Origin of the sequence: Sporosarcina sp. P34, from assembly GCF_002743375.1 — a bacterium.
Classification (GTDB): domain Bacteria; phylum Bacillota; class Bacilli; order Bacillales_A; family Planococcaceae; genus Sporosarcina.
In genome coordinates this window covers 174,275-188,490 of the sequence record NZ_PDZC01000005.1, presented here as the reverse complement: position 1 = coordinate 188,490, position 14,216 = coordinate 174,275, and the positions used below count along the sequence as shown (strand labels likewise).

15 protein-coding genes are annotated in these 14,216 nt (G+C 43.5%); 10 read left to right on the top strand and 5 right to left on the bottom strand.

Features of this window, described 5'->3' with window-relative positions; genetic code table 11:
- Positions 1 to 348 precede the first annotated feature (348 nt).
- Positions 349 to 759: a DUF2621 domain-containing protein gene (locus CSV63_RS10065; RefSeq protein ID WP_099695705.1), complete on the bottom strand. Its 411-nt coding sequence runs from the start codon at positions 757 to 759 to the stop codon at positions 349 to 351.
- 133 nt (positions 760 to 892) lie between these two features.
- On the opposite strand from CSV63_RS10065, the gene CSV63_RS10060 reads away from it, so the two are divergent.
- From CSV63_RS10060 to CSV63_RS10040, 5 genes are all read left to right on the top strand, one after another.
- Entirely contained in the window at positions 893 to 1,114 is a 222-nt protein-coding gene (locus tag CSV63_RS10060; RefSeq protein WP_099695693.1) for a DUF1659 domain-containing protein, read from the top strand.
- Between the two features lie 23 nt (positions 1,115 to 1,137).
- The gene (locus CSV63_RS10055) at positions 1,138 to 1,356 is read left to right on the top strand and encodes a DUF2922 domain-containing protein (protein ID WP_099632293.1); all 219 of its coding nucleotides are present in this window, start codon (positions 1,138 to 1,140) and stop codon (positions 1,354 to 1,356) included.
- Between the two features lie 71 nt (positions 1,357 to 1,427).
- A complete protein-coding gene (locus CSV63_RS10050) occupies positions 1,428 to 1,556 on the top strand; it encodes a YvrJ family protein (protein WP_081241957.1) in 129 nt (42 codons plus the stop codon).
- Positions 1,557 to 1,675: 119 nt separating this feature from the next.
- Positions 1,676 to 2,266, top strand: a complete 591-nt coding sequence (locus tag CSV63_RS10045) for an SCO family protein (RefSeq protein WP_099695692.1) — start codon at positions 1,676 to 1,678, stop codon at positions 2,264 to 2,266.
- 20 nt (positions 2,267 to 2,286) lie between these two features.
- On the top strand, positions 2,287 to 2,970 hold the full coding sequence (locus tag CSV63_RS10040; protein ID WP_099695691.1) for a lytic transglycosylase domain-containing protein: 684 nt from the start codon (positions 2,287 to 2,289) through the stop codon (positions 2,968 to 2,970).
- Positions 2,971 to 3,264: 294 nt separating this feature from the next.
- Here the strand turns inward: CSV63_RS10040 and CSV63_RS10035 are convergent, their stop codons facing one another.
- Both CSV63_RS10035 and CSV63_RS10030 read right to left on the bottom strand, forming a co-directional pair.
- Positions 3,265 to 3,519, bottom strand: a complete 255-nt coding sequence (locus CSV63_RS10035) for a GlsB/YeaQ/YmgE family stress response membrane protein (protein WP_099674783.1) — start codon at positions 3,517 to 3,519, stop codon at positions 3,265 to 3,267.
- 133 nt (positions 3,520 to 3,652) lie between these two features.
- Entirely contained in the window at positions 3,653 to 4,201 is a 549-nt protein-coding gene (locus CSV63_RS10030; protein ID WP_099695690.1) for a cysteine hydrolase family protein, read from the bottom strand.
- Between the two features lie 365 nt (positions 4,202 to 4,566).
- Between CSV63_RS10030 and acnA the strand changes: the two genes are divergently transcribed.
- From acnA to CSV63_RS10015, 3 genes are all read left to right on the top strand, one after another.
- Positions 4,567 to 7,281 carry an aconitate hydratase AcnA gene (acnA, locus tag CSV63_RS10025; protein WP_099695689.1) on the top strand — a complete coding sequence of 905 codons (2,715 nt, stop codon included), beginning with the start codon at positions 4,567 to 4,569 and terminating at the stop codon, positions 7,279 to 7,281.
- Between the two features lie 258 nt (positions 7,282 to 7,539).
- Positions 7,540 to 7,965, top strand: a complete 426-nt coding sequence (locus tag CSV63_RS10020) for an acyl-CoA thioesterase (RefSeq protein WP_099695688.1) — start codon at positions 7,540 to 7,542, stop codon at positions 7,963 to 7,965.
- Positions 7,965 to 8,279, top strand: a complete 315-nt coding sequence (locus tag CSV63_RS10015; RefSeq protein WP_099695687.1) for a hypothetical protein — start codon at positions 7,965 to 7,967, stop codon at positions 8,277 to 8,279. The genes CSV63_RS10020 and CSV63_RS10015 overlap by 1 nt, the downstream gene beginning before the upstream one ends.
- A gap of 31 nt (positions 8,280 to 8,310) precedes the next feature.
- Here CSV63_RS10015 and CSV63_RS10010 read toward each other — a convergent pair whose 3' ends face one another.
- Positions 8,311 to 8,604, bottom strand: a complete 294-nt coding sequence (locus tag CSV63_RS10010) for a HesB/YadR/YfhF family protein (protein WP_099695686.1) — start codon at positions 8,602 to 8,604, stop codon at positions 8,311 to 8,313.
- A gap of 29 nt (positions 8,605 to 8,633) precedes the next feature.
- Positions 8,634 to 9,236 carry a glycerol-3-phosphate 1-O-acyltransferase PlsY gene (gene plsY, locus CSV63_RS10005; RefSeq protein ID WP_099695685.1) on the bottom strand — a complete coding sequence of 201 codons (603 nt, stop codon included), beginning with the start codon at positions 9,234 to 9,236 and terminating at the stop codon, positions 8,634 to 8,636.
- A gap of 231 nt (positions 9,237 to 9,467) precedes the next feature.
- On the opposite strand from plsY, the gene parE reads away from it, so the two are divergent.
- Both parE and parC read left to right on the top strand, forming a co-directional pair.
- On the top strand, positions 9,468 to 11,483 hold the full coding sequence (gene parE, locus CSV63_RS10000) for a DNA topoisomerase IV subunit B (RefSeq protein WP_233192033.1): 2,016 nt from the start codon (positions 9,468 to 9,470) through the stop codon (positions 11,481 to 11,483).
- Positions 11,480 to 13,906, top strand: a complete 2,427-nt coding sequence (parC, locus tag CSV63_RS09995; protein ID WP_099695683.1) for a DNA topoisomerase IV subunit A — start codon at positions 11,480 to 11,482, stop codon at positions 13,904 to 13,906. Before parE ends, parC begins: the two co-directional genes overlap by 4 nt.
- The last annotated feature ends 310 nt before the right edge of the window (positions 13,907 to 14,216 follow it).

The window sequence follows — 14,216 nt, the reverse complement described above, 5'->3', positions numbered from 1 at the left end:
CCGTAACGAAGAACGGCTTTTGCGAGTAAAAGCGAAGCGTTAGGAGCATATGTTTGCACTAGCCGTAACGAAGAACGGCTTTTGCGAGTAAAAGCGAAGCGTTAGGAGCATATGTTTGCACTAGCCGTAACGAAAAACGGCTTTTGCGAGTAAAAGCGAAGCGTTAGGAGCATGCCTTTGCACTTACCGGGCGAGGAGGCCAGCCATGCCCATAGGAAAGCGTCCGCCAGCTGGAGCTTCCATCCCATGACGTATCCCCCAGCTCACTGAACTTATGAACTTGAACTACATACTCAAAACCACACAAAAACAGGACGTCCCATTACTAGGGACATCCTGTTTCTATAGTCACGTAAACAAATGCTCATATGGCTGGACATCAATTTCCATCTGCCTGAGTTTCTTGCGTAAGAAGTTATGGTCGCGCTTTGGTGTAGCAAGGATATACCCCTTGATAATATGATCAAATTCAATAGTTTTGGCACGATCTTCTAACGCAATCTCACCGATCTTGGCACCGATCTTCTGCTTCGCCACGTCGCGGAACAATTCCGGCACAGGCGTAACGAGTTCGTTGAGCATGCTTTTCGCCTCGTCATTCCACAGATGCAACGACTCATTGACGTAATGCTCTTCCCAATCCAGCGTCGATTTTCCGTCTTCTTTCGGCAATACTTTCAGGAACTTCCGGAACATGAAGAATCCACCGATAGCGAATAAGCCGATCATCACAATACCCCAAAATATAATAAACCACATAAATAGGTCTGGCACGGTTTTTTCACCTCTTCCATTCTACCCTTCATTATAAAAGGAAATGAGAAATATTTCACTAACAAAGTATCCTTTTCACTTTTTTCGTCTATATAGCGGATGAAAGGAGGTGATACACATGGCAGCAACACTAGAATTCAATCAGGCTACGGCGAAGATCCACTTTAATGCAGGCGTTAACGAGAAAGGTCACTTCATCCGCAAGATTAAAACGTACAAATTCATCAATGACGACGCAACACCGGCAAATATGTACACCGCTTTGACACAACTTGCTTCATTATCAAGCTACCCACTCATTCAGATCGAGAAAGTCGTAACAGAAGATCTTCATAACTAAAATCGTACAGGAGGAGAGCGCATATGGCAAAAGTATTGGAATTAACATTTTTAACCGCGGCGAATAAGCCGGTCACATTAACGGTGGATGAACCCGATGAAGACATTACACAAGGTCAAGTCGAAGCGGTTATGCAGCAAGTGATCCAAAGCAATATTTTCCTCATCGAAGAATCCCCACTCGCCACGATCAAAGGTGCACGAATCGTCGCACGTGATACACGAAACATCGTCAGTCGATAAGTTACAGCCGGTTTTCAGTCACGTACTGGAAGCCGGCTTTTTCATCGAATGTCAGAGAGGAGGAGTGAACAATGGAGCACTGGCTACAGCTCATACAAGATGTCGGATTTCCGATTTTCGTATCGTTTTATCTACTGCATCGTTTGGAAGTGAAGCTAGAGGCGATTCATGGCGTTCTCTCAGACATCAAAAACAGATGACTTCATAGGAACTTCATGATTCCGACAAGATTTAGCCAAAATGGAGTCTGCCTTCACCTTGTATGACTCGTGAACTTTCGTTATGATAAAGTGACTATTAAAAGGTGGAGGAATCGAAAATGTATAAAAAGCTTTTGGTACCGTTGACACTCCTATTCGTGCTGATGTTGAGTGCGTGTGGTGGCGGTTTTAAGCCCGATCATAAATATAAAGTGGATTCATTTGAATTCACCAACCAACACAATGAAACTGTAACCGATGAAGACTTGAAAGGCTCTGTATGGCTAGCGCAGTTTGTATTCACGAAATGTACAACCGTTTGTCCGCCGATGATGAGTAATATGGTTACATTGCAGGAAAAATTGATTGACAATAACATCGAGGATTACCATATCGTGTCATTCAGTGTAGACCCGGATGTGGATACACCGGAAGAACTCGGGAAGTATCTCGACATGTTCAGTGCGCCCGATGAAAGTAAATGGCAGATGCTGACAGGTTACGATATGAAGACCATTGAAAAATTAGCGGCTTCATCGTTTAAACAATTAGTGAAGCAAATCCCGAATGATGATCAAGTTATCCATGGCGTTTCATTCGGCTTGGTGAATCAGAACAATGAAGTCGTAAAATTATATGGTGGGAACGAAGACGTGCAATATGATACAATCGTAAAAGACATGAAAGCACTCATCAAAGAAGGCAAGTAATCAACTGAAGGGATGAGGCAATGAAGAAATTAAAGAAAAAGAGGCTCAGTCGATCGGGACGAGTTATGGTCGCTTTTTTGGTTTTATTAGTACCTGTTGCTGTCACGCTCTTTACGATTTCCGCCATTCTTTGGGTGAATTTCGGAAAACACGACACGATCAAAGAAACAGCCACGGCGTTATTTCATATTCAAGATCGAAAAACGGGAGAAGCCGTCCCACAGGAATTTATTCCAATCTATATCGAGGCAGCAAAAGAATACAATATTCCGTGGACATTGCTTGCAGCGCATCACCGCATTGAGACCAGGTTCTCTACAATGAAAGCTGACGTCTCACCAGTTGGTGCAGAAGGACCGATGCAGTTCATGCCATGTACGTTCGTCGGCTGGGATTATCCTGGTTGCAAGGAATTAGGCAAAGGAGATATTCCTGAACGTGATAAGATCGATCCAGCGGTGATTAAGCAATACGGTGGTTACGGTGTCGATGCAAACGGTGACGGAATAGCGGACCCATTTGATATAGAAGATGCCATCTTCAGCGCCGCCCATTATCTGTCGGATAGCGGTGCCGCAGACGGGGATATACCGAAGGCTGTTTTCACTTATAATCACAGCGAGCAATATGTAGAAGATGTATTATGGTATTACAATGAGTTCGAGGAGCAACGCAAGGCAACAGAGAAGCAAGTGAAGAAATGAAACGTGGTGTCACCGAATCTGGTGGCTCCGCGTTTTTTGATTGCTGTAAAGTGGAAGGGGAAGTTCAAGAAGCTGGCCATTAGAGCGGTTGCAGGTTGTGATAGAGCGGTTGACGTAAAGTATGAGCGATTACGGAACTAGATAGAGCGATTGTCAACTTTTATAGAGCGCTTCCCATCGATTATAGAGCGGGTACGCATGAACTATGCGCGCGTAGATGAATGAATGGCAAAATCTCGTCTAAAAAAACGTGAAGCGCCCTGAATGGGCAACTCCACGTTTTGATGTTTAGTATTATGAAGCTCTGCGCATACTCTTCATAATCAAGCTAACAATGAATACAAGTACGATCGCACCGATTAACGCGGGTACGAAATAGAAACTAGAGATCTGTGGACCCCATTCGCCTAATAGTGCACCACCAATCCATGCACCTACAATACCTGCAATGATGTTACCAATGATACCGCCGGGAATATCTCTACCTACAATAAGTCCAGCTAGCCAACCAATGATACCTCCGATAATTAAGAACCATAAAAAGCTCATGCTGCTCATCTCCTTTTCATTATGTTATGTAGCTCTCGCTTAGTATTGGTATTACCATCTTTTTAATACCTCAAACATTTTTCGATAAAAAAAGTTCAGACAGGTCAAATACCTGCTGAACGTTTGTCTGACTTTATTTCGCTATCACGGTTGCGCCCAATGTGTTTTGGAAGTGAGAGAGAGCCCAGTCGTGGCCTGCTGCGTTGAAACTTGCGACGCCGCCTTCATGAACGACCATCGTGTAGCCCAGGTTGTACGCATCGACTGCAGTATGTAAGATGCAAATATCTGTGCATACACCCATAAGATGGATTTCCGTAATACCGCGTGCGCGCAATTGGATATCGAGATCTGTTCCGGCAAATGCACTGTAGCGTGTTTTATCCATCCACATAATTTCTTGTTTATATTCGGTATAGAGATCATGCAGTTTCCCATAAAGATTTCTGCCTTCTGTGCCTCGAATGTTGTGCGGAGGGAATAGTTTGCTTTCCGGATGGTACGGATCATTTTTTTCATGCACGTCATTAATGACGAACACTGGCAATTGGTGTTGTACATAATCCGTTGTTTGCTCCACAATATACTGCTCAAGTGCGATACCTGGATCACCGCAAGTCAATGCACCGTCCCTTGCTACAAAATCTACTGTATAATCTATAACGAGTAATGCTTTCTTCATACAAAACCTCTCCTTTTCTTTATTTTCTCATAGTGGCGTCTCAGTGTCTAAACATATGTAAAGACATAGTTGGATTCATTATCATACATGGTTTCCAATAAAACATAAAATAGTTATTTATTATTTTCCCAAAATATATATACAGTAAATGTCATAAACGGCATTTTTACGAGAGAAAGTGACGCTATTTGAGAATAGAAACGACTAATTGAGAATTCTTAATGAAATCGCGATTAGTCATAAGCTTTTCTTATGTATACCTATAAATTATATGTATTTTACTATTGTTCTTTGCTATACTAAGATGGAGTAGAGGAAAGATGTGCACTTTTCGTCTTTCAGTACATAAAGGGAGGAAACATAAAATGGCAAAAAGCAACTTGCATAATAGCCGTCAGTCTTTCAAAGTAAACGACAAGACGTATAACTACTACCGTTTGAAAGCTTTAGAAGAAGCAGGACTAACAAAAGTATCGAAACTTCCTTATTCTGTAAGAGTACTACTAGAATCCGTACTTCGTCAACACGACGGATACGTGATCAAGGACGATCATGTAGAAGATTTGGCTAAATGGGGCACTGTACAAAACGCAGATGCTGAAGTTCCATTCAAACCTTCACGTGTAATTCTACAAGACTTCACAGGAGTTCCTGTAGTAGTAGACTTGGCTTCATTGCGTTCTGCAATGAACGAACTAGGTGGAGATCCAAACGAGATCAATCCTGAAATTCCAGTGGATCTAGTAATTGACCACTCTGTACAAGTAGATAGCTATGGTACGCAAGAAGCTCTACAACTAAACATGGAACTTGAATTTGAACGTAATGCTGAGCGTTACCAGTTCTTGAGCTGGGCACAAAAAGCGTACGATAACTACCGTGCAGTACCACCTGCAACGGGGATCGTTCACCAAGTAAACCTTGAATATCTAGCAAACGTTGTTCACGCGGTTGAAAACGAAGATGGATCATTCGAAACATACCCAGATACATTAGTTGGAACGGACTCCCATACAACCATGATCAACGGTATCGGTGTACTTGGATGGGGTGTTGGGGGTATCGAAGCAGAAGCAGGAATGCTTGGACAACCTTCATATTTCCCGATTCCAGAAGTTATCGGTGTAAAATTGGTTGGCGATCTTCCAGACGGCACAACTGCAACGGACTTAGCGCTTAAAGTAACGCAAACCCTTCGTGCACAAGGTGTTGTAGGTAAATTCGTTGAGTTCTTCGGCCCTGGCGTTTCTAAATTGCCACTTGCTGACCGTGCGACAATCGCAAACATGGCGCCTGAATATGGTGCTACTTGTGGATTCTTCCCGGTTGACGAAGAGTCACTTAACTATATGCGCTTAACAGGCCGCGACGAAGAGCACATTGCAGTCGTTAAGCAATACTTGATCGAAAACGATATGTTCTTCACTCCTGAAAAGGAAGAGCCGACATTCACTAAAGTTGTAGAAATCAACCTTGGCGATATCGCTGCAAACCTTTCAGGTCCTAAACGTCCACAAGACTTGATTCCATTAACTGAAATGCAACAGTCGTTCAAAGACGCAGTTGTAGCTCCAGAAGGAACACAAGGCTTTGGTTTAACACCAAAAGAGTTGAAGAAAAAAGGCACAATTAAGTTCGAAGACGGACGTAAAGTTGAGCTGAAAACGGGTGACGTGGCAATCGCAGCTATCACTTCTTGTACAAACACATCTAACCCTTACGTTATGTTAGCGGCTGGATTGGTTGCGAAGAAGGCTGTTGAAAAAGGTCTTACACCTCCTGCATACGTTAAAACTTCATTGGCTCCGGGTTCAAAAGTCGTAACAGGCTACTTGAACGATTCAGGTCTAACTAATTACTTGGATCAAATCGGATTCAACACTGTAGGTTACGGATGTACTACATGTATCGGTAACTCCGGTCCATTGCTTCCGGAAATCGAAAAAACAATCGGTGACGAAGATCTTCTAGTTACATCTGTCCTATCAGGTAACCGTAACTTTGAAGGCCGCGTACACCCATTTGTGAAAGCGAACTACTTGGCTTCACCTCCACTCGTTGTAGCCTATGCACTAGCTGGAACAGTGAACATTGACTTTGCAAAAGACCCAATCGGAACAGATAAAGACGGCAACGACGTATTCTTCAAAGACATCTGGCCTTCTACACAAGAAGTGAACGATGTATTGAACGCTACAGTTACACCTGAATTGTTCCGTAAAGAATATGCTCGCGTATTCACTGAAAACGAAGCATGGAATGCAATTGAAACGACTGACGATTCACTATACAATTTCGATGAGTCTTCAACGTATATCCAAAACCCACCGTTCTTCGAAAACCTTTCGAAAGAACCAGGTAATATCGAACCGCTTAACGGCTTGCGTGTAATCGGTAAGTTCGGTGATTCTATCACGACTGACCACATTTCACCTGCAGGAGCGATCGGTTTGAATACACCGGCTGGTCTCTACTTGCGTGAAAATGGCGTAGAGCCACGTAACTTCAACTCTTACGGTTCACGTCGTGGTAACCACGAAGTCATGATGCGCGGAACGTTTGCGAATATTCGTATTCGTAACCAAATCGCAGCTGGCACTGAAGGTGGATTCACTACGTACTGGCCGAACAAAGAAGTTATGCCGATCTATGATGCAGCTATGAAGTATCAAGAAGACGGTACAGGTCTAGCTATCCTTGGTGGTAAAGACTACGGAATGGGTTCTTCACGTGACTGGGCAGCAAAAGGTACAAACTTGCTTGGCATCAAAACAGTTATCGTAGAAAGCTTCGAGCGTATCCACCGTTCTAACCTCGTGATGATGGGTGTACTTCCACTTCAATTCATCAATGGTGAAAACGTTGAATCTCTAGGCTTAACTGGTGAAGAAGAAATCTGTGTGAATATCGCTGAAGGCGTAAAACCACGTTCAATCCTTAAAGTTACAGCGAAAGCTCCAGACGGCAAGGAAACTGAATTTGAAGTACTAGCTCGTTTCGACTCTGAAGTTGAAGTAGACTACTACCGTCATGGCGGCATCCTTCAAATGGTTCTACGTAATAAATTAGCAGCAAAGTAATATAGAATAGATCAAGGTGCTCGGCTTAGCCGAGCATCTTTTTTCGCGTGTTACAGTTTGACTAGCGAGGATATTGTGGAAACCATCGCGTCGGCGCTCAATAATTTCGCCTAAGCGCTCATAGTTCATGTGTGTCCGCTCATACGTAAGCCGTATCCGCTCACAGCTCCACGTCTCCACCTACATTCTTCACCCCTATAATGTCTATCACAAGCAATTCACTTTCCTGTTCGCTATACTAGACCATGAGGTGATCACATGTTTACAAGTGAAAAAGAAATCGAAGTGCGATACGCAGAAACCGATCAGATGGGCGTCGTGTACCATGCCAACTATTTAATTTGGATGGAAATCGGCCGCACTACGCTGATCAAAGACCTCGGATACGAATATGCACAGCTTGAGCGCGACGGCTACTTAGCGCCTGTAACTGAGCTGTCAGTGAAGTATAAGAAGTCGATTACATACGGTGAGACCATTACTGTCAAAACGTGGGTCGAGTCGCACGGCAAGCTACGTACGGTCTATGGCTATGAAATCCTGCATGCAGACGGATCGATTGCCGCCACCGGTGTTTCTGAGCACGTAGTAGTGAAAAAAGAGAACTTCCGACCGGTATCCTTGGCCAAAATTCATCCAGAGTGGGATGCAACGTACACGAAAATTCAGCGAGGCGAAGGTTGATGGCATTTGGAATCGATCGACAGCAATTAAAAGAGTGGAAAAATGCGGTGCAGCGTGAGGAAATTGCGTTTTTGACACATTATTGGGTAGATGACCGCTTTCCGACAGTCAATACTGTCACAAAAGCGGGATGCAGTGATGTCGAAAAGCTCATAAAGTGGGGAAATACGTACGGTTTACAGCCAGAATGGATCCACGCACGCGAAAAATATCCGCATTTCGATTTACTTGGGGAACGTCAAGTGGAAATTTTGAGGCAAGAAGGGCAATTACATCAATTACACCGATTAAAAAATGGTAAGCATCGCTCTTGATAGGAGTGATGCTTACCATTTTATTTGCCATTTATGCTACTTCATAGTCAAAAGATAATTCTTCCGTTGCCGAATCGGCATCAATATGCAAGTCATGTCCATCGAAGAACCAAAGATCTCGTTCTTCTATGTAATAATGCACGCCGTTCACGACGTTTTCGACTGCCAGTTCGTCTGGTTCTTCTTTTGTAATACCTAGGGAAAAACCTTCATGTAGTGGACTGGATCCGCCATAACGCGCAAAAAACTTAACATAATCGCCTGTAGCAACTTCCATTTCTTCTTCAAACCAAAGAATGGCTTGTTCGGATAGGTGAATATTCATGCTCCATACATCCTTTCCAGTGGAAAAACCTATAGCCATTTCACTTTCGGTTCGGTTCCATTCTTAATCCGACTAATATTGTCACGATGGCGATAAAAAATGAAGAGGCCCATCAATGCGATGACTAAAAATAAATATAGATCGCCACCCATAAAGTAATATATGAGACAGTATAGCGGTCCCATGACAGACACGATGATAGAGGTTAACGATACCATCTTTGTCAGTTTTAACGCAATTAAAAACGTTATGACGACTAGTAAGAAAATGGGCCAATTATAACCAAGCAATACCCCACCAGAAGTCGCAACTGCTTTTCCGCCTCTTAGTCCTGCAAAAATAGGGAAGATGTGTCCAAGTACCGCGACGACTCCGAGAATCAACGGATGAATCGCTGTATCGTGGAATACTGGCAATAACGGCAATAAGACAGCCGCCGTTCCTTTGAAGATATCTAGCAATGTGACGACGATACCAGCTTTTTTTCCGAGCACCCGAAATGTATTCGTCGCACCCATGTTTCCACTGCCATGCTGTCTAACATCCGTTCCATAAAAAAGTTTGCCGATCCACAGAGCGGAAGGGATGGAGCCGAGCAAATAAGCTGCCAGAATGATAACGTAATTTTCCATAGTGAACCCCTTTATGCATGATAAACTATTTTATTATTAGTGTAGCAGATGCATAAGTTCTGGACAATAATAGAATTCTAGAGGAAGATGAAGAACAGCCCGAAAAAGGAATTTCCGCGTAAATCGTTCGGTGTGTTGTCATGGTTTGCTCGTTGCATTCCGTACATTTCTTCTATACAATAGGTTGAGCTGAAACAAAACGTTGATTTGACAAGGTTTATCAGAAGATGTATGATTAAAATAATAGAACATTTGTTTGACGGGGGTTTCATTTTGGCGAAACAGAAAATACAAAATACGTATGATGATAGTTCCATTCAAATTTTAGAAGGCTTGGAAGCAGTACGAAAAAGGCCGGGAATGTACATCGGTTCGACTGACACGAGAGGTCTGCATCACTTAGTCTACGAAATAGTAGATAACTCGGTGGATGAAGCATTAGCTGGCTTCGGACATGAAATTGACGTCACCATCCATACAGACGGCAGTGTCAGCGTACGAGACTACGGGCGTGGTATGCCGACCGGGAAGCATGAATCAGGGAAACCAACTGCCGAAGTAATTATGACAGTCTTGCATGCAGGTGGTAAGTTTGGACAAGGCGGCTACAAAACGAGTGGTGGCTTACACGGTGTAGGGGCATCCGTTGTCAATGCATTGTCCGAGTGGCTAGAAGTGACGATTTATCGAGAAGGCAAGAAATTTCACCAGCGCTTTGAGCATGGCGGTAATCCGGCTACAACCCTTGAAGAAATCGGTAAAACTCGAGAGACAGGAACCATGATCCATTTTAAACCGGATACGACGATCTTCTCGACAATTAAATATCAATATGACACACTGGCAGAAAGATTGCGTGAGTCCGCTTTTCTATTGAAAGGTTTAAAGATTACGCTAACAGAAGAAACTACAGATAAGCAAGATATCTTTCATTACGAATCGGGTATTGAAGCGTTTGTCGCCTATTTGAATGAAGAAAAAGAAGTTTTACATGACGTAGCGTATCTCGAAGGTGAAGTCGACGGCATTGAAGTCGAATTTGCGTTCCAGTTCAGCGACGGTTATGCGGAAACGATTCTTTCCTTCGTTAACAACGTCCGAACTAAAGATGGAGGGACGCACGAAACCGGCGCGAAAGCTGCGATGACACGTGTGGTGAATGAATATGCACGTAAAGCAGGTTTATTGAAAGAAAAAGATAAAAATCTCGATGGCTCGGATATCCGTGAAGGAATTGCGGCGATCGTTTCCGTACGGATCCCGGAAGAAATTTTGCAGTTTGAAGGCCAAACAAAAGGTAAACTCGGCACGAGTGAAGCACGAACGGTGACAGATGCCGTCATTTCGCAAAAAATGCTGTATTTCCTTGAAGAAAATGCAGAACTGAGCGCAAACCTTGTCCGTAAAGCAATCCGTGCACAACAAGCACGTGAAGCCGCACGAAAAGCGCGTGAAGATGCGCGTTCAGGAAAGAAACGTAAGAAATCCGATACACTGTTATCCGGTAAATTATCCCCGGCACAATCACGTAATGCTGCGAAGAATGAGTTATATCTAGTTGAAGGTGATTCCGCTGGCGGTTCAGCAAAGCAAGGACGTGATCGTACGTTCCAAGCCATTTTGCCGCTTCGTGGTAAAGTCATCAATACCGAAAAAGCGAAACTTGAAGACATTATGAAAAATGAAGAAATCAACACGATCATCCATGCTGTCGGTGCTGGAGTGGGTGCCGATTTCCAAATTGAAGATGCTGCGTACGATAAAGTGATTATTATGACCGATGCGGATACCGATGGTGCGCACATTCAAGTGCTGCTCTTGACATTCTTCTATCGCTATATGAAGCCGTTAATTGAAGCCGGTAAAGTGTATATCGCACTGCCGCCTTTATTCAAAGTATTTAAAGGTGCCGGTAAAAATGAGAAGCTGGCTTACGCGTGGACGGATGATGATCTAGAGGCAGCTATCGAAAAAGTTGGAAAAGGCTATATGCTTCAACGCTACAAAGGTCTTGGGGAGATGAACGCGGATCAATTATGGGAAACGACGATGGATCCTTCGACACGAACGTTGATCCGTGTGACGATTGAAGATGGAGCGAAATCTGAGCGTCGCGTGACCACATTGATGGGTGATAAAGTCGAACCACGTCGTAAATGGATTGAAGAGAATGTCGATTTCGGCTTGATTGAAGAACATAATATTTTAGATAATGCATATATACATGTTGAGGGGGATACGGAATGACACAGTCAGGAACGTTTCAAGATCTGCCCTTGGAAGAAGTAATTGGTGACCGTTTTGGGCGTTATAGTAAATATATAATCCAAGACCGTGCAATTCCAGATGCACGGGACGGATTAAAGCCGGTACAACGTCGTATTTTGTATGCGATGTTCCATGAAGGCAATACACATGAAAAAGCGTTCCGTAAATCCGCAAAAACTGTCGGTAACGTAATCGGTAACTATCACCCGCACGGTGATACGTCCGTCTATGATGCAATGGTCCGGATGAGTCAATCATGGAAACTGCGTCATGAGATGATAGATATGCAAGGAAATAATGGTTCGGTCGATGGAGACTCCGCGGCCGCAATGCGTTATACCGAAGCACGACTGTCTGCTATCGCGAGTGAGATGTTGCGCGATATTCGCAAAGAAACAGTCGATTTTGCATTCAACTTTGACGATACAGAACTTGAACCAACCGTTTTACCTGGGCGTTTCCCGAATTTGCTAGTGAATGGTTCTACGGGTATCTCTGCAGGATATGCGACCGATATTCCACCTCACGCACTGCATGAAGTGATCGATGCCGTGTTGATGCGCTTGAAAAAGCCGGATGTCAGCGTGGATGAGCTAATGACGGTCATTCCTGGGCCCGATTTCCCGACAGGTGCGATTATTCAAGGAACAGATGGTATCCGTACTGCTTATAAGACAGGTAAAGGGCGTTTCATTATCCGCGCGTTGTGGGAAATTGAGCAGTTAAAGGCAGGTAAATCTCAAATTGTCATTACGGAAATCCCGTATGATGTCAATAAAGCCAATTTAGTGAAGAAGATGGATGAACTGCGCCATGACCGTCGTCTAGACGGTATTGCGGAAATTCGTGATGAATCCGACCGTACAGGCATGCGCATCGTCGTGGAGTTGAAGAAAGAAATCGACGGCACAGCCATCATGCAGTTTTTATTGAAGCATACAGATCTACAGATCACGTACAACTTCAATATGATTGCGATTGCGGGCAGACGTCCGATGTTAATGTCTCTTCCGATGCTTCTGGACGCGTATATTGATCATCAAAAAGAGGTGATTACACGACGTTCTACCTTCGATATCCGCAAAGCGAAAGAACGATTACATATCGTAGACGGCTTAATAAAAGCCTTATCGATCCTCGATGAAGTCATTAAGACCATTCGCGCGTCAAAAGATAAGAAAGATGCGAAGTTGAACTTGGTCAATGCCTATGAATTCACTGAAGTTCAAGCAGAAGCCATTGTTTCATTGCAACTATACCGATTGACCAATACAGATATAACAGAATTAAAACGTGAGGAACAAGAACTACGTGACTTGATCAAAGAGTTAGAAGCGGTTCTTGCAAGCGAAGCTAAATTGAAATCTGTTTTGGTGAAAGAAATCAAAGCCATCCGCAAGCAATTTTCCGAACCACGCCGTTCCGTAATTGAAGAAAAAATTGAGGAACTGAAAGTGGATCTCGATATTCTGATCCCTAGCGAAGAAGTCATGGTATCCGTCACAAAAGGCGGCTATGTCAAACGCACCAGCATGCGTTCGTACTCCGCTTCGGGTGGAAAAGGTCAAGAAATGAGAGAACATGATTATAATCTAATCGAATCTGCACTGAATACACAGCATCACTTACTGTTGTTCACATCATTCGGTAATTACATCTACCAACCAGTCCACGAGCTGCCAGAGATCCGCTGGCGTGATTTAGGCCAGCATCTATCCAGTATTTGCGGACTTGAACCAGGTGAAGAGCTGGTCGACGTGATCGCCCTTGAAAAATTTGATGAAAATAGCAGTATTTTGACTGCTTCATCCAATGGGAATGTGAAAATTTCGAAACTGACCGACTTCCAAGTGCAACGTTTTAACCGTACATTCAAAGCAATGAACGTCAAGAAAGACGATCGATTGGTAGGTGCACGGGTTATAACGGGTAAAGAAGACGTATTATTGGTAAGTAAACAAGCCTATTCGCTTCGATTTGCCTTGTCAGAGCTCGCCATTACCGGTATACGTACAGGCGGCGTCAAGGGAATCAATCTCAAAGCCGGGGACGAGTTGGTGGCATTTGAAGTGATTACAGAGCAAGCACGTAATGTATTTGTAGCGACACAACGTGGAACTGTCAAAAGAATGAACATTTCAGAATTCGAGACAAGCTCTAGAGCACTACGAGGTGTCACAATCATTAAAGAGCTAAAATCCAATCCTTATCGAGTGGTAGATATGAAGCTTGTGAAAGACGATGAAGAGTTCGTGATTCACACATCTAAAGGTCTAAAGATAGAGGTTGAGCCGATGTCGATAAAAAACACTAATCGCCAGTCTACAGGAAGTTCTGTAGTGGACGAAGCGAAAGACGGACCAATCGTGCAAGTAGTGACAGTGAAGAAGGATAGTCAATAACTAATAAGAGAGCGTCCCATGAAGTTACATCACTTCATGGGACGCTTTTTTGCGTTGTTTTGCGTTTCAGATTACGAAAAACCTTTCATAAACGATGCGCCATCACCCCAGACTTCTACAGAAAAAGCGCTCATCCCTCTTTAGAGTCGAGGCCATCTTGCACAAAAGTCGGGTCTATCTTGACTAATCGGGAAATAATACACAATAAAAGTGCTTACACATCAAGCGATGAGCGTCTGTTCGTTTACTCATTCCACTCCTAATAACATTAATTATTTAACGCAAAAAAGAAAAGATAATGGAAAACCCC

Bases quoted from the DNA above. Each gene is read 5' to 3' on its own strand.
- CSV63_RS10065 (WP_099695705.1), bottom strand. From the start codon at position 759: ATGTGGTTTATTATATTTTGGGGTATTGTGATGATCGGCTTATTCGCT.
- CSV63_RS10060 (WP_099695693.1), top strand. From the start codon at position 893: ATGGCAGCAACACTAGAATTCAATCAGGCTACGGCGAAGATCCACTTT.
- CSV63_RS10055 (WP_099632293.1), top strand. From the start codon at position 1,138: ATGGCAAAAGTATTGGAATTAACATTTTTAACCGCGGCGAATAAGCCG.
- CSV63_RS10050 (WP_081241957.1), top strand. From the start codon at position 1,428: ATGGAGCACTGGCTACAGCTCATACAAGATGTCGGATTTCCGATTTTC.
- CSV63_RS10045 (WP_099695692.1), top strand. From the start codon at position 1,676: ATGTATAAAAAGCTTTTGGTACCGTTGACACTCCTATTCGTGCTGATG.
- CSV63_RS10040 (WP_099695691.1), top strand. From the start codon at position 2,287: ATGAAGAAATTAAAGAAAAAGAGGCTCAGTCGATCGGGACGAGTTATG.
- CSV63_RS10035 (WP_099674783.1), bottom strand. From the start codon at position 3,519: ATGAGCTTTTTATGGTTCTTAATTATCGGAGGTATCATTGGTTGGCTA.
- CSV63_RS10030 (WP_099695690.1), bottom strand. From the start codon at position 4,201: ATGAAGAAAGCATTACTCGTTATAGATTATACAGTAGATTTTGTAGCA.
- acnA (WP_099695689.1), top strand. From the start codon at position 4,567: ATGGCAAAAAGCAACTTGCATAATAGCCGTCAGTCTTTCAAAGTAAAC.
- CSV63_RS10020 (WP_099695688.1), top strand. From the start codon at position 7,540: ATGTTTACAAGTGAAAAAGAAATCGAAGTGCGATACGCAGAAACCGAT.
- CSV63_RS10015 (WP_099695687.1), top strand. From the start codon at position 7,965: ATGGCATTTGGAATCGATCGACAGCAATTAAAAGAGTGGAAAAATGCG.
- CSV63_RS10010 (WP_099695686.1), bottom strand. From the start codon at position 8,604: ATGAATATTCACCTATCCGAACAAGCCATTCTTTGGTTTGAAGAAGAA.
- plsY (WP_099695685.1), bottom strand. From the start codon at position 9,236: ATGGAAAATTACGTTATCATTCTGGCAGCTTATTTGCTCGGCTCCATC.
- parE (WP_233192033.1), top strand. From the start codon at position 9,468: ATGATTAAAATAATAGAACATTTGTTTGACGGGGGTTTCATTTTGGCG.
- parC (WP_099695683.1), top strand. From the start codon at position 11,480: ATGACACAGTCAGGAACGTTTCAAGATCTGCCCTTGGAAGAAGTAATT.